The sequence below is a fragment of the Pedobacter sp. N23S346 genome, from assembly GCF_048515415.1.
Classification (GTDB): domain Bacteria; phylum Bacteroidota; class Bacteroidia; order Sphingobacteriales; family Sphingobacteriaceae; genus Pedobacter.
The window spans coordinates 295872-315722 of the sequence record NZ_JBLYEE010000001.1 but is presented as its reverse complement, the minus strand read 5'-3'; the positions used below and the strand labels follow the sequence as shown (position 1 = coordinate 315722).

At 37.0% G+C, this 19851-nt stretch carries 18 protein-coding genes; 5 read left to right on the top strand and 13 right to left on the bottom strand.

The window, feature by feature from the left end; translation table 11 throughout:
* Positions 1–51: 51 nt before the first annotated feature.
* From ACN1CD_RS01330 to ffh, 5 genes are all read right to left on the bottom strand, one after another.
* Entirely contained in the window at positions 52–627 is a 576-nt protein-coding gene (locus ACN1CD_RS01330; protein WP_419128454.1) for a Crp/Fnr family transcriptional regulator, read from the bottom strand.
* A 98-nt stretch (positions 628–725) separates the two neighbouring features.
* On the bottom strand, positions 726–2396 hold the full coding sequence (locus tag ACN1CD_RS01325; RefSeq protein ID WP_419128453.1) for a hypothetical protein: 1671 nt from the start codon (positions 2394–2396) through the stop codon (positions 726–728).
* Positions 2397–2769: 373 nt separating this feature from the next.
* A complete protein-coding gene (locus ACN1CD_RS01320) occupies positions 2770–3177 on the bottom strand; it encodes a GxxExxY protein (protein WP_419128452.1) in 408 nt (135 codons plus the stop codon).
* Between the two features lie 670 nt (positions 3178–3847).
* The gene (locus ACN1CD_RS01315) at positions 3848–5386 is read right to left on the bottom strand and encodes a YifB family Mg chelatase-like AAA ATPase (protein ID WP_419128451.1); all 1539 of its coding nucleotides are present in this window, start codon (positions 5384–5386) and stop codon (positions 3848–3850) included.
* A 306-nt stretch (positions 5387–5692) separates the two neighbouring features.
* A complete protein-coding gene (ffh, locus tag ACN1CD_RS01310) occupies positions 5693–7033 on the bottom strand; it encodes a signal recognition particle protein (protein ID WP_419128450.1) in 1341 nt (446 codons plus the stop codon).
* A gap of 188 nt (positions 7034–7221) precedes the next feature.
* Between ffh and ACN1CD_RS01305 the strand changes: the two genes are divergently transcribed.
* Positions 7222–9645, top strand: a complete 2424-nt coding sequence (locus ACN1CD_RS01305; RefSeq protein ID WP_419128449.1) for a DUF5916 domain-containing protein — start codon at positions 7222–7224, stop codon at positions 9643–9645.
* 56 nt (positions 9646–9701) lie between these two features.
* Here ACN1CD_RS01305 and ACN1CD_RS01300 read toward each other — a convergent pair whose 3' ends face one another.
* Positions 9702–10691 carry a helix-turn-helix transcriptional regulator gene (locus ACN1CD_RS01300; RefSeq protein WP_419128448.1) on the bottom strand — a complete coding sequence of 330 codons (990 nt, stop codon included), beginning with the start codon at positions 10689–10691 and terminating at the stop codon, positions 9702–9704.
* Between the two features lie 96 nt (positions 10692–10787).
* Between ACN1CD_RS01300 and ACN1CD_RS01295 the strand changes: the two genes are divergently transcribed.
* Entirely contained in the window at positions 10788–11516 is a 729-nt protein-coding gene (locus ACN1CD_RS01295) for a siderophore-interacting protein (protein WP_419128447.1), read from the top strand.
* 2 nt (positions 11517–11518) lie between these two features.
* Here the strand turns inward: ACN1CD_RS01295 and ACN1CD_RS01290 are convergent, their stop codons facing one another.
* The 7 genes from ACN1CD_RS01290 to ruvX all read right to left on the bottom strand — a co-directional run bounded on the left by ACN1CD_RS01290 (position 11519) and on the right by ruvX (position 16416).
* Positions 11519–12541 (bottom strand): DUF3078 domain-containing protein, encoded by a 1023-nt coding sequence (locus ACN1CD_RS01290; protein ID WP_419128446.1) that lies wholly within the window; start codon positions 12539–12541, stop codon positions 11519–11521.
* 93 nt (positions 12542–12634) lie between these two features.
* Positions 12635–12958, bottom strand: coding sequence for a hypothetical protein (locus ACN1CD_RS01285; RefSeq protein WP_419128445.1), 324 nt, complete (start codon positions 12956–12958; stop codon positions 12635–12637).
* Positions 12955–13710 (bottom strand): hypothetical protein, encoded by a 756-nt coding sequence (locus ACN1CD_RS01280; RefSeq protein ID WP_419128444.1) that lies wholly within the window; start codon positions 13708–13710, stop codon positions 12955–12957. Before ACN1CD_RS01280 ends, ACN1CD_RS01285 begins: the two co-directional genes overlap by 4 nt.
* Positions 13711–13758: 48 nt before the next feature.
* The gene (locus tag ACN1CD_RS01275; RefSeq protein ID WP_419128442.1) at positions 13759–14595 is read right to left on the bottom strand and encodes a glucosaminidase domain-containing protein; all 837 of its coding nucleotides are present in this window, start codon (positions 14593–14595) and stop codon (positions 13759–13761) included.
* Positions 14596–14643: 48 nt separating this feature from the next.
* Positions 14644–15315 carry a glucosaminidase domain-containing protein gene (locus ACN1CD_RS01270; protein WP_419128441.1) on the bottom strand — a complete coding sequence of 224 codons (672 nt, stop codon included), beginning with the start codon at positions 15313–15315 and terminating at the stop codon, positions 14644–14646.
* Between the two features lie 40 nt (positions 15316–15355).
* Positions 15356–15991: an O-methyltransferase gene (locus ACN1CD_RS01265; RefSeq protein ID WP_419128440.1), complete on the bottom strand. Its 636-nt coding sequence runs from the start codon at positions 15989–15991 to the stop codon at positions 15356–15358.
* 8 nt (positions 15992–15999) lie between these two features.
* Positions 16000–16416, bottom strand: coding sequence for a Holliday junction resolvase RuvX (ruvX, locus tag ACN1CD_RS01260; RefSeq protein ID WP_419128439.1), 417 nt, complete (start codon positions 16414–16416; stop codon positions 16000–16002).
* A 173-nt stretch (positions 16417–16589) separates the two neighbouring features.
* Here ruvX and ACN1CD_RS01255 point away from each other — a divergent pair, with 173 nt between their 5' ends.
* From ACN1CD_RS01255 to ACN1CD_RS01245, 3 genes are read left to right on the top strand one after another with little or no spacing between them, the layout of a single operon-like run.
* Complete coding sequence (locus ACN1CD_RS01255) at positions 16590–17738, top strand: ATP-binding protein (RefSeq protein ID WP_419128438.1); 1149 nt, start codon at positions 16590–16592, stop codon at positions 17736–17738.
* A gap of 2 nt (positions 17739–17740) precedes the next feature.
* On the top strand, positions 17741–19252 hold the full coding sequence (gene ricT / locus ACN1CD_RS01250) for a regulatory iron-sulfur-containing complex subunit RicT (RefSeq protein WP_419128437.1): 1512 nt from the start codon (positions 17741–17743) through the stop codon (positions 19250–19252).
* On the top strand, positions 19221–19712 hold the full coding sequence (locus ACN1CD_RS01245) for a gliding motility lipoprotein GldH (protein ID WP_419128436.1): 492 nt from the start codon (positions 19221–19223) through the stop codon (positions 19710–19712). The genes ricT and ACN1CD_RS01245 overlap by 32 nt, the downstream gene beginning before the upstream one ends.
* The last annotated feature ends 139 nt before the right edge of the window (positions 19713–19851 follow it).

The window sequence follows — 19851 nt, the reverse complement described above, 5'->3', positions numbered from 1 at the left end:
AAAGCAATGTATCTCGTTTACATAGGACTTCAATCACAGATTTGTTGTGCGTCAAATCACAGTTTTAGCTGAAAGTCTGCTTAATGTTTCTCTTGAAATACCCAGGTACGCTGCAATTATTGTTTTAGAAAGTCTTTGTCCTAACCGTGGGTACTGACGTGAAAATTGCTCGAAGCGTTCCTTAGGATTTGTGGTGAGTAATGATAAAATCCGCTGCTGTAAGGCTACATAGCCTGAACTATTTTTAACCCTGAAAAAATGTTCCATTTTATGATTTTCGCGACAAATTTTATCCAGATCTTCTTTAGAAATAGAAAGCAACTCTACATTTTCAATACAGCTGATATTCGTAATGGATTTAACATTATTATAGAAGGCCTGAAAATCTGAAATCCACCAATTTTCCATCGCAAACTGAATGATGTACTCTTTGCCATTTAAATCATTAAATGTCGCTTTCAGAAGTCCACTGATTACAAAGTAAATGGTTTTTACCTGCTCATCTGCCTGAATTAAATATTGATGTTTTTTAAGTTGTTTGAGCTTGAAGTGTCTGTTAATATATTCAAACTCCTCATCAGTAAGCGAGACAATCTCTTCAATATGTTTTCTTAATTCAAGACTCATTCTATAAATCTAAATAAATTTAGAATCTGATTCGTTTTTGCAAAGATAATCCAAAACATAAAAAAAGCCCCGGTGTAAACCGGGACTTAGATATTTTTCTAGTAAGAATATTTAGGCATAACTACCATCTCTATGTAACCATTCTTAATGGAGTACATATCGTAAGCATCTACTGGCCCATCAATGTTGCGTCCACCAGGTTGCCTTCTAAAGACAGGATCTGAAAAAAATAGTTCTAATGTACCAAGATCATCAGAATTAAGAGTAGTAACAATACTATAATTACTTGTTTTGGTTGTTTTCAAAGATGCACCAAACTTAGGCCCTAACTTAACAACCTTCGCAAAAGACACATCAAAGCCAAAATTAGTTGCAAACTCGGTTGACGAAGATTCCGTTCTTGTTTCCGTTTGTTGATCATCTACTTCTGAAATCAAGAATTTCCAGGCTGAGCCATTTGATTCTAAATCCCATGAGATTAGTGGTATGTTAACATTTATCTTATTTAAATAATATTTATTAAAAATCCAAGCATTGGGAGCTACCTGTGAATATTGCGGATAAAATATTTGATCTGGATCTAGAGATAGGTATCGTGTTATAGTTGTACCAAGCCCTGATGTATTATTAATTAATACATCTATTTTAAATTCGAAATTGCCCTCAGTCCACTTAGGAGTTGACCAAGAGCTTACAAATTGCCCTGGGTTACGAGGATCGTCTTGATCCATGATACGGCTTATAGCAGCCTCAGTAAATCTGATGGATCTGATGGTTTCTTTTAGACTTAAACGAAAAGCGCCTTTAGAATTAGCATTTGGAGTTAAGGAATAATAAATATAATCTCTTTGCCAATTCTCGTTGTCAACTCCCATAACTTTATAAGAGTTTCTTAGTGTAGTATCAATCTCTCCTTGATCAAAGAAAATCATATGATTACAACCTTCACAATCACTTGCCCCCGTTGTATAACTAAATTTATTGCTAGATTTAAGAGTCATTAATTTACTCTGTTCGGATTTAGCATTTGATAAGAGTTTTGTTGAACTTGATTTTGAATTGTTCTGACCATCTGAATTATCAAAAGTACTATCAATAAAAATATATGGTTCCGGTATATGATTTATTGCTCTATTTTTTGAGGTATTTGCTTGTTTGGGCGCTAATAAGACATTGCTTTTATCTTTCAATCTAATTCGTTCATTTTCTTTTATTACCAAAGTAGGTAATCCCGGTATTTCATTTCTTTTAAGTGATTGAGTAACTTTACCATTTTTGATTAAATCAACAACCCCATTTTCATAAAAGTTAGAACAAATATTTGGATTTTCAGATTCTTTCCAAGAATCAGCTGAAAATCCACTGGGTAATTTTGGAACATAAATAGTTAATAATGGTAACGCTTCTTCTATTTTCTGAAATTGATCTATGTCATTTGCATATTTTATTAGCTCATCTCTGAACGTAGTACCAGGTTTAATCTCTTTGTCTTTTACGAAAGGATAGAATACATCATAATCGTTATCTATCATTTTCATAGCTTCACGTTTAATAAATGATCTTAATTCAGGCTCGTCATTTATTGCTTTAGATAAAATGTAAGCAAAGTGCTTTTTTGCAGTATCTGATTCCGATTTTACTGTAGTTTGAATTATAGATTTTTGTTGATCCGTACTCATCGTGCTATAGTCTTTTTTACACGATACAATAACTGCTATTAAAAGCAGGCTGAAAATTTGAAATGTTTTTTTCATCTTGTTGTTTTTCATTTTGAATATGTTGCTGTATTCAGTTGATTTGATTAGGTAGTGTCTGTATTATTACAATTACTATGCCATTAAGATAAGTTATATTTTAAAAAGAAGATTTATCATGCGTCATCTGTATTATGGAATTTAATTTTAAAATATGATAATCAATATTTTAAATGCTTTGTAAATTACTTTTTTAGTTTATTGATCATAAAAGCAAATTACAAGTTAAGAAGATGAGACTGTTTAGTTTAGAAGAATAAGGATTTATATTCGGATAAATGTTTTGCATTTAACGGAGACTTTCCTTCCCGGGAGTTTTAATTTAAAATAGCCATTTATTGCAAGCTGTTTTTAATCTCAGCTTATTATGTGAAATAATGAATATAAATCACTCTTCTAAATTGCGGTAAAAATCGTTAACAAATGTTTTTTGTCCTTCATTAAAAATATTAACGCAGTTGAAGTTTATGATTAGCCCTTGGGGAGCTTCTAATAGCTTCATATAGGTTAATATCTGAGCTTCAAAAATTGGTTCAATTGTTTTTGAAGCTTTTATTTCCACAGTGAGACAGCCTTCAATGAATAAATCACATCTTAGGTAGGTTGCAACATTTATATCTTTATAGCGCACAGGCATTGATATTTCAGTCAGAAAGCTTATTTGTCTTAACATGAGTTCATGCTTCATGCATTCGTGATAAACACTTTCCAGAAGACCTGGTCCAAGTGCTTTATGAATTTCTATTGCTGCACCAAGAACGTTGTATGTTATTTCTCGTAAATCTGTTTTCGTCATAATTTTAGGGTTTAACCATATAGGTATTTAGTCTATATAGGTTTATATTTTTATATGTTTTCGTACAAAGTTCATTATTAGTAAAAGAGTATGTTGAAATAGTAATTCTGATTTATCTTCATTATTTGACCATATAGGCATTTAGTCCATATAGATTTATATTCTACTTATCAACTGCATCATTATCAACTCTATGTTCTATATGCCTCTATGATTTTATTATAAAATTCATTATTAATTAAAAGGATATTCTGATATTATCTTCGTAATTTGACCATATAGGTACTTAGTCCATATAGATTTATATTTTACCTATCAATTGGTATCATTATCTACTATATGTTCTATATGGTTTTATTATAAAATTCATTATTAAAAGAATATTCTGATAGATCTTCATTATTCGACCGTATAGGTATTTAGTCCATATAGATTTATATTCTACCTATCGGCTGTATCATTATCTATTGTGTTCTATATTCCTATATGGTTTTATTATAAAATTCATTATTAAAAGAATATTCTGATAGATCTTCATTATTCGACCGTATAGGTATTTAAGTCCATATAGATTTATATTCTACCTATCGGCTATATCATTATCTACTATATGTTCTATATTCCTATATGGTTTAATATAATTTCACTTTGATTGTTTCTTATAAGTAGATTAACCTGCCCAACCATCACGGTCTAAACTTCGGTAATTGATTGATTCTGCGAGGTGTTCAAGTTCCACATTTTCACTTCCATCTAAGTCTGCAATGGTTCTGGCTACCTTTAAAATCCGATCGTAAGCTCTAGCAGACAGGCCCAAACGTTCCATGGCAGTTTTCAGGAGTGCTGTTCCGGCATCGCTAATCTGACAAACTTTTCGCACCATTTTAGGGCTCATTTGTGCATTGTAATGTAAGTCTTCCTTATCAGCAAAGCGATGGTCTTGAATTTCTCTCGCCTTAATTACCCGCGCCCTGATGTGCTCGCTTTTTTCCGCTTCGCGGGATGATGCCAGCTCTGAGAAATTAACAGGTGTAACTTCAACATGCAAATCAATTCGATCGAGAAGCGGACCTGATATTTTACTCAGATATTTTTGTACCACGCCGGGCGCACAAACACATTCCTTTTCCGGATGATTGTAAAACCCACAAGGACATGGGTTCATTGAGGCGACCAGCATAAAACTTGCAGGATATTCTACCGAAAAACGTGCCCTGGAAATGGCAACTTTGCGGTCTTCCAGGGGCTGACGCATTACCTCTAACACCGTTCGTTTAAATTCTGGCAATTCATCTAAAAACAACACGCCATTGTGTGCAAGAGAAATCTCTCCCGGTTGCGGACTTATACCTCCGCCAACCAGCGCAACATCAGAAATGGTATGGTGTGGCGAGCGGTATGGACGAATAGTCATCAAAGCATCTGCAGCAGAAAGCTTGCCGGCTACAGAATGTATTTTTGTAGTTTCGAGTGCTTCGTATAAATTCAGTGGAGGTAGAATGGTTGGTAAGCGTTTCGCTAGCATGGTTTTGCCTGCTCCCGGCGGACCAATCAGGATGACATTATGCCCACCTGCTGCGGCAATTTCCAAAGCTCTTTTAATATTTTCCTGCCCTTTAACATCAGAAAAATCATGTTCATAATTGCCAATATTTTTTAGAAATTCTTCTTTGGTGTTGATTTTTACTTGTTCGAGTGTATCGCTTTTATTGAAGAAAGCAATCACCTGTGCAAGGGTTTCAACGCCATAAGCAATCAGGCCATCTACAATAGCCGCCTCCCGAACGTTTTGTTTAGGAAGAATGAATCCTTTAAAGCCATCAATCTGTGCTTGTATGGCAATCGGCAATGCGCCTCTGATTGGCTGAATGGCGCCATCTAAAGAGAGCTCACCCATAATAAAATAATTCGCCAACTCCTCACTTGGAATTTGCTCTGATGCTGCAAGGATGCCTATGGCAATCGGTAAATCGTATGATGAGCCTTCTTTTTTAATATCAGCAGGTGCTAAGTTGACAACAATTTTCTGCCTTGGCATTCGAAAACCGGCAACGTTGATGGCACTGGCAACCCTTTGTAAACTTTCTTTTACGGCATTATCGGGCAAACCAACCATATAGTATTTGGTACCCCCACTAATACTTACTTCGATCGTAATGGTAAGTGCGTTGACGCCAAAAACAGCGCTCCCGTATGTTTTTACAAGCATGAATGATACTGAAAATGGAACGGGATGTTATGTTATTCGGGGATGAATAATTGGTTTTGATAAATATAGAAAGAAATTTTTTATTTAATACCTTTTGTTAAAACCAATAGCACTTTAATGGGTATTCATTGCGGTCTGCTTCAGCTGATTGAGCATCCAATCAAACATCCGTTTCTAGCAATCAAAAAACACACATTCATTAAAAAATTATATAAAAAAATCCCAACCATTTCTGATCAGGATTTATATATCTGCAATATGCTCTCTTCGCTTTAAGCTTTAGTCTTTCCGCTTTAAGCTCAGAACCTATCTATTTCCAAACGGCATTTTCGGCATCCCTTTCATCATTGCTGCTGCGGCTGCCGGGTTAGAAAACTGCTTCATCATTTTCCGCATGTCTTCAAATTGTTTAATGAGTTTGGTTACTTCTTCTACCTTATTACCCGAACCTTTAGCAATGCGTATACGGCGGCTTTGTTGAATAGAATCAGGGTTTTCTTTCTCAAATGGCGTCATTGAATTGATAATTGCTTCGATTGATTTAAAAGCATCATCCTGAATATCCACATTCTTCATCATTTTACCCACACCAGGAATCATGCCCATCAAATCCTTCATGTTACCCATTTTCTTAATCTGCTGAATCTGGCTGTAGAAATCATTGAAATCGAATTTATTCTTACGGATTTTTTTCTGTAATTCAGCGGCCTCTTTCTCATCAAACTGCATTTGAGCACGTTCTACAAGAGAAACCACATCACCCATACCTAAAATACGCGATGCCATACGATCAGGATAGAACACATCCAGTGCCTCCATTTTCTCGCCTGTACCGATAAATTTTATTGGCTTATTTACAACCGATTTAATGGAAAGTGCAGCACCACCACGGGTATCACCATCCAGTTTCGTTAAAACAACACCAGTGAAGTCTAATCTATCATTAAATATTTTTGCTGTATTTACGGCATCCTGACCAGTCATTGAATCCACAACGAATAAAATTTCATGTGGTTGAGTCTTTGCTTTAACCTCAGAAATCTCGTTCATTAGCGATTCATCAATCGCTAAACGACCAGCAGTATCGATAATGATTACGTTATTGCCATTTTGCTTACCATGCGCAATACCTTCTAATGCAATGGCAACAGGATCGTTAGATTGGCGATTGGCGTAAACCGAAACACCAACAGAAGTTCCTAAAACCTCCAGCTGATCTACCGCTGCCGGGCGATACATATCACCAGCAACTAATAATGGTTTTTTGCCTTTACCTTTTAAGTGCAATGCCAGTTTACCAGCGAAGGTTGTTTTACCTGCACCGTTTAAACCTGCAATTAATATAACTGTTGGGTTTGCTTTAGTATCTAATTCGGTAACCTCACCACCCATCAAGGCAGCAAGTTCATCATTCATGATTTTGGTAAGCAACTGCCCAGGTGAAACGGCGGTAAGCACGTTCTGACCCAATGCTTTTTGCCTCACATCATCTGTAAATGCTTTGGCTGTTTTATAGTTAACATCGGCATCTAATAACGCTTTACGAATCTCCTTCATGGTTTCTGCCACGTTGATTTCCGTAATGCTGCCTTGTCCTTTTAATACTTTAAATGCTCTATCTAGCTTGTCCTGTAAATTATCAAACATCTTTTTATAAGCTATTAGCCTGTTGCCCAAAAGCAAAGACTATTTATTTTTTAATGAAACGCAAATGTATCAAATTTTGCTCGTAAATCTCTGCAACACAAAGTCAAAACTTTAGTGGTTAGATTAATTTTCCTGGCTGATGCAACATTTAGATTCTAATCCAGTCTTATGGATGTTAACCTAAACTAATGAAACGCCACTTAACCTTCTTTCTCCTCCTCATTTCTGCCTTTTGTAACGCACAGGATCTTCTCAAACAAAGGCAACTCGCTGCGGTTAGAACAGCCAGCACGCCGAAAATTGATGGTGTATTGGATGATGTTTGTTGGATAAATGTACCGATAGCAAGTGATTTTATTGAGCTCAGACCAACGCCAGGAAAGATTGAAGCCAAAGATCGGCGTACAGAAATGAAGGTACTTTACGATGATGTGGCCATTTATATTTATGCCAGAATGTATGATCATCCGGATAGTGTTTCGCATGAATTGGTTTCAAGAGACCAGATTGGGAATGCTGATTTTATCTCCATAATTGTAGATCCATTTTACGATAAAATGAATGGCAATGGCTTTTTTGTTACAGCAGCCGGGGTGCAGTTCGATGCCAAGTACTCTCAGGTAGGTGATGAAGATCCAAACTGGAACGCCGTGTGGGAAAGTGCAGTCAAAATTGATGATAAAGGCTGGACCTGTGAAATGAAAATTCCCTATTCCGCATTGCGTTTTTCGAGTAAGGATATTCAAAACTGGGGAATTAATTTTAGTCGCCGCACACAAAGAAGCAATACACAGGTGTTCTGGAACTTTGTAGATCCGAAAGTAAACGGATTTATTAATCAGGAAGGATTATGGACAGGAATTAAGGATATTAAACCACCGTTACGGCTTTCTTTTTCGCCATATGTTTCAGCCTACATTAATCATTATCCGGTTAATTTACCGGGAGTGAAAAATACTACATCACGCTTTAATGGTGGGATGGATGTTAAATACGGCATAAACAATAGTTTTACGCTCGATATGACGCTTGTGCCAGATTTTGGACAAGTGCAATCAGATAACCGGATTTTAAACCTCACACCTTTTGAGGTTAAATTTAATGAAAACCGACAGTTTTTTACCGAAGGAACCGAACTCTTTAACAAAGGTGACCTGTTCTACTCCAAGCGAATCGGTTCTATTCCTTCATATTATAATAGCAACGCCATTGGTGCTAATGATAAGATTGTAAAGGATCAAACGGAAGCTAAGGTTTTAAATGCAACAAAGATTTCCGGAAGAACAGCTAAGGGCCTGGGTATCGGTATTTTCAATGCCATTACGAATAGCATGCAAACTGAAGTAGAAGATGCCCAGGGTAATCTGCGTGAAGTGGAAACACAACCTTTAACGAACTATAACATTCTGGTTTTTGATCAATCATTAAAAAATAACAGTTCGGCTACTTTTATCAATACAAATGTATTGCGCCAGGGAAGCGCGTATGATGCCAATGTTACCGCTTTACTGCTCAATCTAAATAACAAAGGCAATAAATATTTTATCAATGCAAATGGTAAAATGAGTATTTTAAAAGGAGAAGAAACCAATACGGGTTATAGCTATGCGCTTCGGTTTGGAAAGCAAAGTGGCAACTTTACCTGGAGTTACAATCAGGTATATGCAGATGATAAGTTTGATCCATCGGATATGGGTTTCTTCACCAATAATAATTTTTTAGATCAACGGGTGGGCATTGGCTATAACATATTTAAGCCAGGTAAATGGTATAACGAATGGCAAAATTGGTTCAATATTTCTTATTCAAGGCGTGCCACTCCAGGCGATTTTCAAAGTTTCGGGATTGAAAGCGGCTCTTATGTTCGATTTAAGAATTTATGGTCTGCAGAAGTGGATGTAAACTATGATGCTAAAGCGAACAACTTTTACGAAGCCAGAAATGGCCAGGTTTATAAAGCGCCAGAAAACTATACAATTGGTCTTTACATTAATCCCAATCGGGCGAAGGCCTACAATTTTGGAGGAAATATCCGTTACCAGGAGCAACAACTTTTTAATGGGAAATCTTACAATTTTTACCTCTTTCAAAACTTCAGGCTGAATGATAAGGTGGCTTTTGGTCTTGATTTAAGCTTTAACCCAAATTATGATTTTGTAAACTGGGTGACCATTCAGGGTAGTCAATCGATCTTTTCCAAATACGACAGAAGAACGGTAGAAAACTCAATAGATGCAAAATATACTTTTACCAATTTAATGGGCGTAACGGTTGTGCTTCGGCATTATTGGAGTGATCGACGAAATAAAGATTTTTACCTCCTGAAGCCTGACGGGAACTTGACAGATTATCAGGGGTCGCCTTTAATAGGATTGGATCGGAATTACAATGTTTTCAATATTGATTTAATTTACATCTGGCAGTTTGCTCCCGGAAGCACGCTTTCGGTTTCTTACAAAGATGCGGCAGAAACTTCTGATGCATTCTACAGGCAACGGTATAATAAAAACTTAAGTGGTATTTTGAATGCGCCGCAAAATAATAGCTTATCAGTTAAGGTATTGTATTTTGTAGATTATTTAGATTTGAAGAAAAAAAGGAAAAAAGCTTAATTTTTTTTTCGTCATGCGATTACTCAAAGACTAATGACTTTGGACTCCCAACTAACCTATCTGGCTTTGCCAGGGCTTACCCCAAATTTTTTACTAAAGGCGTGGCTAAAATGCTGAATAGAAGAATAACCAAGCTGAGCTGCAATATTTTTGATATTTAAAAGATTATCTGCCAAAAGTGCTTTGGCCTGCATCAATTTATGATCGCTTAAATAACCAAAAACAGTATTGTTAAAGGTTTCTTTAAACCCTTGTTTCAGCTTAAACTCATTAATGCCGGCTGCTTTGGCTAATGCTGTTAAAGATGGTGGATTATTAGCATGTTCCAGCAGGTATTCTCTTGCGTAATAAATTCTATCCTTATCATAATCAGATTTCAAGGCTTTAGGTTTTGATTTCTCATCTGCATGCTCAAATGCCTGTGCCTGCAGCGCCAATAACTCTACACACTTTGATTGTAGAAACAATAACTTTAAACTACCCGTAAATGAGCAACTCATCATATCATTAATACAAGCGTACATGGCCATGCTAATGGGTAAATTATGAGCAGAAATGGACATAGATTTGTTATCCATAATGTTATCGCCAAATTTTTTTAGCAGGGTACTGCTATCGCCTGTTAGATCAACAAATTTCTCCCGATGAAAGTGAACCTCAAAAAATTTATGCGATTTATTGGTTTCAAATTGTGCAATTCCATCAAAATAAGGCGTATAAATAATATTATGCTGATTAGCCTTAAGGGCTATTTTTTTGTTGGTTAAAAAATTTTCTAAAATTCCATCACCCTTGATGGAAAAATGGAGTTCAACTAATTCTGGTTCATCAAAAGATTTTATCCGCAGCTGGCTTTCCTTTACAACAACATCGCCATAAACAATAAAAACACCTGAAAAAGCAATTTGTACCAATTCTGCATCACCAAAGGGAAAGCTGAATTTCTCTTTTCGCTCGGTAACCGATGAAAGATTCGTCTCGGCCGGATCAACCATATCATCGATAACATATAGCTGGTTAGATTTATCGTAAATGCTTATAGACATAAAATCCCTTTCATATAAGTTTTAATCCTTTTGATGTAAAATGTAGCTGGTATTTGACCATTACTTTTGCTTAAAGTTACTAAACAAATTAATACGATGCCGAAAGTACCATCATGGCTAGCCAATACTGTAGAAAAAATCATCAGCAATAAAATTTTTGAAGTTGATGTTATTGAAACCCTGATGTTGAGTAGTAATCTCAAGCAAGTTACATTTAAGGGCGATATAAAGGATATGAATTTTATACCTGGAAAAGAAGTATTGTTTAGGGTGAATGCCAACGAATACAGGCATTATACTCTATCAAATTTTGATGCTGAAGCAGAAACCTGCCAGGTTATTTTCTATTTAAACCGGATTGGCGTAGGAAATAACTGGGCAATAAACATCCAGAAGGGTGACTGTTTAAAGCTTATTGCTGATCAAGCCAAGATAAAATACGATTTCAATTCAAGCCAGCATTTCTTTTTTGGTGATGAAACCAGTATTGGATTATATGAATCATTTGGTAAAATCGCTAAAAATTTAGGGCACGAATGTTTTGGTATTTTAGAGATGAGGGAAGAAAATCATCAGGCTTTAGATAATATAAAGTTACTTATTGATGTTGTGCCCTCGGCAATAATGGCTCCGGCAGAAAATGCGATAGAATGGATGGAAAACATGCATCCCAAATGTTGGGAAATGTGGAAGGATGCAAGTTTTTATCTAACAGGCAGAGGTAAATCAGTACAGCGATTTAAAAAATACCTTCAAAACAAAAGGGTTGGGTACAAACAAATTCAAACCAATTGTTATTGGGAAAACGGCAAAACAGGTGGTTAGTATTACCTCGGGAAAACAAAAGCAAAACCTAGCGCCAGGGTTTGACTGGCTTGGATTTTATTTGTGCCTGTATCTTCATCAAATAGAGCGATGCCAGTTATGCTTGTGTTCATAAAGCGGTTGATCTTCGCCGTTAAGGCAATATCAAGGCGATGATCAATTCTATTCCATCCAAAATCTTCATAAGGAATGAGCATGGCATAACGGGCTTTCAGATTGGTGTTGGTGAAAATATCTTTATCAAAGGCAGAAACAATCTGAAAGGCAAGGTCATTTCTAAAAGTTTTACCGTAATCTACACCATAAACAGACTCTTTTGGTGGTTTTGTAGGATCCGGATCATTAAATAATGCCTCATCTAACACAAAAGTTTGACGTGCCGTACCGGTACCAAACCGGGTTGAAAAGTATTTGGATGGCTTATATTCAAAACCTATTGACTCTGTTAAGTAACCCGGTCCCATAAATTTGGAAATTAGGGTAGCCGTTTCAACACCGTTTACTGTTGCGTAAGAAAAGCCTTTATCAAACTGCGATTCAAAGTTGATTGAGCCGAAGAAATACCAGTTTTTAGAAAGTTGAAACGAAGCCTTATTATCCCAGAAAATCCTGTCGTTGGTTTTCTTTTGCAACTGGTCTTTGTTTTTAATTTTACCGTATTGCAAAATCACCTCACTTACATAGCTATAGTTATTCTTGTTGTATTCGGCCTTCCAATTTAGCAAACCACCCACGGCAACTGAGTTTACACCACCACCCTTCCAGTTATCACTAAACTGTGCCTGGTTAACATTTATGCCTATAGAAGTTTTGGTTATCCAGTAATTAACCTTCGAATTAACAATGTAAGGTGGGATTTTTACTGGCTCGAAGTTTAGTGGCCCCTGCCTGCTGGGCAAAGGGCTGCGCTTCAGTTTAATATTCAGGTCTTTGGTATTGATCGGAATAGTATCAATTTCCTGTGCATATAAATCTAAAGAGCAGAAACTTAGAACAAGAATAAAGACGGCTAAACAATTTTTCATTGGTTACAAAGAAAACGAAAAAATTTATAGAACAAAAGTTTTAAGAGAATGATTCTCCAACTCGTTACAGAATTTACCTTCCAAAACGTATTTTTAAATCATTCTGAGCCAGCCATACCAATTACTATTTTTAAGATATTCGGGATCTAAATCATGTTGGTAAGCTTCTTTCTCGAAAATAATTTTTAAATACGCAGTATGATGATCTCTGTACCGAATCAGGTTGATCAGGTAATTGATCAGGTATAATATATAGAAAGGCAAGATCAATAATTCCAGCTGTTGCCTAAGGTGGATTTTCTCATGGTTGATTATGCTCCAGTCTTGCTTAAGCTTTTCATTTTTAAGTAAGATAAATGGAAAGATTGCCATTCCTGCTGCTGGCAGATTCTTTATAATTAAGATGGGTGCTTTCACAGCTCTTCTATGCTTATCTTGGGTAACTTAGGCAATTTTAAGGCTTTCGGGTTCAGGCGATAACTCCGGTAAGCATTTTTAATGAATACGTTAAAAGAATAATCGTCGGCATCGAGCACAAATTGATAGGTTGGGCGGTATTGCTGCATAAAATCAATGAGTTCAGTATCTTTTATTCCCAGTACCTTTTCTACTAAATTCGCGTTGAAACGGTAATCAATTAAATCTTCATGGTAATCTTTTTCCAGTATTTTCTGGAGATGGCGGGCATTTCTTCCCTGTCGGCTCAATAAGTTATAAATGGCATCGATACCAAGGCCAACCCCTCCGTTACCCAGACTGAGTATATCTTTCCCACTACCTTTTTTTGTTTGGTACCGGAATTCCTGTACAGATTTTTCGTAAAGCTGTTGTGGTGTTAATCTTTTATTTTGAATAACCACATCCCGTAACCTAATTCCTAATGATTTTAACTGAAAGTAAGCTGCCGCCTGACCATGAAAAACAATTGTATCAACACCATAGCCTGAGAGTGCCGCCACTAATGTATCTCCAGGGATCGCCATAGTGCTAAACTCACCTTTAGTATTATTATACAGTCCATCTCCAGTGCGAAGATTGTATATATAAACTTTTGCTAAACGCTGCTTGCTTTCTTTATCAATAACAATGCCCTGCACAGGTTTGGTTTGTGCCTGAACAAGCGTCGTAAAGAAGCTAAATAAAAATGTTAAAACGGCAAGAAATTTCATTAGTCTACAAAACTACAAATATCCTGCACGGAATGTTTAGGCTTAACATTATTTAACCTTCAATACTTGCCCGAGTTTAATGTCATCTGCCGCCATTTCATTCAACATTTTAAGTTCATCAACACTCAAATTAAACCGCTTGGCAATGTTATATAAAGTATCGCCTTTTACTACGGTATAAGTGCCATCTGCAAGAATTGGCTTAGCTCCTGGCGGCGGAGTTTCAACTGGTGCGAATTTTTCTTTTTCTTTAGGGATGTTCTGGTTAATCTGGGTAAATACCCGGTCTTCCCTTGATATTTTTTGTTTCTCACTTTCCGGCTGATCGTATTGATAGAGCTGATATTTCTCAATTACGCCAATAAGCAAATCAGGATATTTTGGATTGGTAGCATAACCAGCTGTTCTTAGCCCTTGCGCCCAGCTTTTATAATCATTTCTATCCAGCTGAAACAAAAAACTGTAACGTTTTCTTTTTAAAAACTCTGAATGATCTCTAAATGATTCGTGGGCATCTTTATATACGCGGAAGCAATCATTTTTTTGATCATCATCACGGAAATAGTTTTTCCCCTTCCAATCTGAAGTACATTTAATACCGAAATGATTGTTGGCATATTTTGCTAAATCACTGTTTCCACTGCCAGATTCTAAAATTCCCTGCGCGAGTGTAATACTCGCCGGGATTCCATTCGAATTCATTTCCTCAACAGCAACACCTTTAAATTCATCGATATAACTTAATGTATTATAGCTTTTGTACGAATTATTGTTGGCTTTATTTGCAGCCTTCTCAATCTGCTTATTGTTCTTTGAGTATTTACGTGTTCCGCAAGAACTTAAGAAAAGTACAGCAAAAGCTAAATAGAGATAAGTGAATTTCATTTTGATGGTAAGGTATATAATTGGGATGTCTAAATTTTAACCGAATATTTATAGCCTGATTTTTTGTCCGGGTTTTAATTTCGAACTTTTCAAACCGTTCTTTTTCATAATGGCTTTGGCCGTAGTACCCTTTCTTTTGGCAATTAGATTTAAATTGTCGCCAGATTTTACCGTGTATCTTGCCGAAATGCTGTGTCTCTTTTTCCGGTGATAAACAGGTTTGGTGTAAACAGGCTCAACATAATCAGCAGGGCGATCATCATATCGATAAAGTTCGTATTTTTTTACTAAAGCAATTACCTGGCTGGCCCAGGTTCGGCTTTGCGCATAGCCCGATCGTGCAATTCCTCTTGCCCAGCCTTTATAATCGTATTGATCATATTTATCAAACAGACTATTAAACTGAGGTCGGGTTTCCATAATTTCTACGAAGTGATTATAAGATGCTTCGTCGCTATCGTAATCCCGATAGGAAGAGTGGATTTCTGTATTGTCATTCGGCCCCTTAATGCCGAAATGATTATTTAAGTGATGTGCTATTTTACTGTTTCCAGCTGCCGATTCATGAATGGCTACCGCTAAAATAACACTCGCAGGTATTTTATGATCCTGCATTAATCCTTGTGCACAATCTAAGTGCTCGGTAATGTAATTTTCTGTTTCCTGTGCTTTGGCAATAAAGCCACTTAAAAGGATGAAGCAAAAAGTAAGTATTCTCATTATTTTTCTATTATTGTCATTGCTCGCAATTATGAATAATTTATTTCTTCATTATCACGAACAGCCCATCTCTAACGGGTAAAATTAATTTTTCAACATGCTGATCAGTAGCTATCTTATCATTAAAAGTAGTGATATTCTTGGTGTCTTTGTCTTGTTTGTCCTGAAGAACTTTTCCACTCCACAACACATTATCCACAATGATGATTCCACCGGGACGAACACGATCAAAGATTAAATCGTAATAGGTGCCGTTGTTTTTCTTATCCGCATCGATAAATACAAGATCAAATATCTCGTCTAAATTGTTAACAGTTTCGGTAGCATCGCCTAAAATGTAGTTGATCTGGTTGTTGTATGGTGATTGGGAAAAATGGTTCCTCACCATATCTTCAAGTTCTACATTAATATCTAAGGTATAAAGGATGCCGTCTTTTGATAATCCTTCTGCCAGGCAGAGCGTTGCATAACCGGTAAAAGTACCAATTTCGAGAATCCGTCTGGGCGAGATCATTTTACTTAACATGCTCAAAACCCTGCCCTGATAATGTCCGGAAATCATTCTGGGCATTAAAACTTTAAGGTTTGTTTCACGGTCTATTTGCTGTAGCAATTCGTTTTCCGGCTCGCAGTAAGTAATTAATAAATTTTGTAAGTCGTCGTTTATGAGGCTCATGTATTCGGTTATAAACGGTTGGTTTCCATAAAATATTGTAAAATAATGGTGGCGGCAATGGTATCTACCCGATTTTTATCTCGCCTGTCCATCTTTTTTAAGCCACTTTGCATAATGGCCTGGTGCGCCATTTTTGAAGTAAAACGCTCGTCTACCCAATGCTGAGGGATGGTTGGGAAGGCTTTTTTCAACAGTGTGGAAAAACCTTTAACATGCTGTTTGGAGTCTGAATCAGTTCCATCCATTTGCTTCGGATCTCCGAGCACAAAGGCTTCTACCTGTTCCGCCAGCAAGTATTTCTTAATGTATTCTATTGCATCTTTTGGGTGCACGGTATCTAACCCGGTTGCGATAATCTGCAATGGATCGGTAACGGCAATACCGATACGCTTGGTACCATAATCAAAAGCTAAAATTCGAGCCATAAATATTAAAAGCTCCAAAGGTAAGGTTTTTGAAATAATCGATAAATCACGGCAGTTTTTGAGATTGTTAAGGCTTTGTTTTGTGTCGTTTTAATTTAAAAAAAGTGATCGCGAAGGCAAGTTCATAACCGCAAATGTGCTAATCTCATATCTATTTCTTATTTTGCCACCAAATGCAGTTTAAAGATATCATCGGACAAGAAAGAGTAAAGCAACAATTGGTGCAAACGGTTAAAGAAAACCGGATGAGCCATGCGCAACTTTTTTTATCGCCCGTTGGCTCTGGTGCTGTGGCTTTGGCAGTTGCCTATGCGCAGTACGTAAACTGCCTGAATAAAGGCGCTCAAGATAGCTGCGGCGCATGTTCCAGTTGCAGAAAATACGAGCGCTTAATTCATCCGGATTTGCATTTCTCCTATCCATTCTTTGCTTCAGCCAGTACAAAGGTGGCTGTAGATGTTTTAGAAGAATGGCGGAATATGTTTTTGCATGATCCTTATTTTGATATGGATATCTGGCGTTCAAAACTAGATGCGGCGAATAAGCAAGCCAATATTCCGATTGCAGAATGCCACGATATTATCAAAAAACTAAGTTATAAAGCCTTTGAGGCAGAAACAAAGGTTTTAATTATGTGGCTGCCCGAGTATTTAGATAAAGCAGGAAATGCCTTGCTGAAACTCATTGAAGAGCCACCAGCAAATACCTTGTTTATATTAATTGCTCAAAGTCAGGATCAGATTTTAACAACCATTCTCTCCCGGACTCAAATCGTTAAAATTCCGAAATTAAGTGGCGAAGAAATTTCTGGTTACCTGTTAGAAAATAGTGGGTTAACGGAGCATCAGGCCATTGATTATTCTTTTTTGGCTGATGGAAATTTAATCGAAGCGAAAGCATTAGCGGCAGATACCCAAAATGATAGCTCTGGCACTTTTACGGCCTGGTTAAGAATGGGTTTTGGTAACAAAGTACCCGATCTGATTGATTTTACAGATGTTGCTGCAAAATGGGGAAGAGAGAATCAAAAGAATTTTTTAAAGTATGGCGTAAATTATTTACGTGAATGCTGTTTAATTATAAGTGGTGCAGAAGAACTGGTGAAATTACCTCCCCTCACTTTCGAAACTGCGAAAAAGTTAAGTACACATGTACTTAGTCTGCCAATGGCGGAAGCCATAATCAGCGAATTAGAAAAGGCGCATTACCATATTGAAAGGAATGCAAACCCCAAAATTCTCTTTTTAGATGTATCTTTACAATTGGTAAAAATTATCAAGTTTAAAACGCTCCCTGCGGGGACTCAATATATATACAATTAGTTATGGGATGTGGAAGTTGTTCAACAGGTGGTGGTTGCACCCCTAATGGATGCAAAAGTAATGGCTCATGCGGCACCGGTGGGTGCCAAACAATGGAAGTTCATGATTGGCTATCCAATTTGGATATGCCATCAAACTATAAACCTTTTCAGGTTACAGAAATAAAATTTAAAGGTTCCCGTAAAGAATTTTTCTTAAATAATGATAATATCTACCTGGAAATTGGTGAGCTGGTGGCTGTTGAAGGCCCAACTGGCGGTTTTGATGTAGGCCACGTTTCGCTTACTGGCGAATTGGTGCGTGTTCAAATGAAGCGAAGAAAAACACCAATGGATCAGGTAGTGAAAAAGATTTATCGCAAGGCAACTGAAGCTGATGTAGAGAAGTGGAATGCTGCGAAAGAAATGGAATGGGAAACCATGCATAAGGCTCGCAAACTGGCGTTAGACCTTCGGTTATCGATGAAAATCAGCGATGTTGATTACCAGGCAGACAAAACCAAGGCAACTTTTTTTTATACTGCAGACGGACGTGTGGATTTTCGTGAGCTAATTAAAAAGATGGCCGAGAGTTTCCGTATCCGGATAGAAATGCGCCAGATTGGAATGCGTCAGGAAGCTGGCCGTTTAGGCGGAATTGGCTCCTGCGGGCGCGAATTATGCTGCTCTACCTGGCTTACCAACTTTAAAACAGTTTCTACGGCTGCGGCCCGGTATCAGAATTTATCTTTAAATACCTTAAAACTCGCCGGCCAGTGTGGGAAGTTGAAATGTTGTTTAAATTATGAGTTGGATACTTATTTAGATGCGTTAAAGGATATTCCGGATCGCATTGAAAATTTAGATACTGAAGCCGGATACGCCCGTCATCAAAAGACAGATATTTTTAAGAAAATTATGTGGTTTAGTTACCAGGGTGATGAAAACTGGATTCCGGTTAAAGCCGCTCGTGTAAAAGAGATCATGGTGATGAATAAGGCAGGTAAAAAAGCACCTAACTTAAAAGAAGAAGCTGTTCAATTGGCTGCTCCGGTAATAGTTGAGAAATCTTTCGATTATGAAAATGTAGTTGGTCAGGATAGTCTTACCCGTTTAGATGAACGTTCTAAGGGCAAAAACAACCAGAACCGCAATCAAAAAAATAAAGGGAATAACAACCAGAACAGACGCGAAAGACTTCCTGCAGGTGAAAAAACTCCGCAAGCGAATGCTAAGCCACAACAAGTAAATCCGAAACCTCAGGCAATCAACAAGCCTCAGCAAAACGGGCCTAAAGTACAACCAAGTACTACCCCTAAGCCGCAGCAACCTGTTCAAAAACCACAGCATGTTAACGGTCCAAAGCCACAGAATAATGGGCCAAGGCCTCCGAAACCAGTAGTTAAGGCAGAGGGCGAGGCAATGGCAGATGGTGCAAAACCAGAGCAAAGCAAGAATAAAAACAGAAACAACCGTAGGAAAAATAATAACCGCAGAAAAGATAATGGTTCAGACAATAAACCTGCTGCTGAATAAAAAACGAGCTTATCTACTTATTTTTCTGCTTGGTGCATCCCTTTTTTGGGGTTGCACTTCTAGTGTGATCGATTCTAACGTTAAAGTATCGGAACGGAAATGGACCTATAGGAATCATATTGTTAATTCGTTTGAGATAAAGGATAATACCAAGCCTTATAATATCTATTTCAAGCTGAGGCATACAGCTGATTACAAGTATTCGAATATTTTTATCCTGGCGCATTTCAAAGACGGAAAGAATATGGTCACTAAGCGTTATCAGTTTAAACTGGCAAAAAACGATGGCGAATGGCTCGGAAGTGGTTCTGGAAATATCTTCAGCTATGTACTTCCCATGCAAACAAATTATCGTTTCTCAAAAAATGGAAAGTTTAGTGTCGAAATTGAACAAAATATGAGAGACAATCCGCTGGTTGAGGTGGTGGATTTAGGTATTTTGGTAGAAGAGTCTAAATAATTTTGGTTTTTTATATTAAATAGTTTAAAATTATTCTTTCTGTAGGTTTTTGTATGTCGATATTAAGTTAATAACGCTGTTTGTTTAGTATTTCTGTTGTATGTTGAAGAAACAAGCGCCGAAATAATCTTTCTTGTAA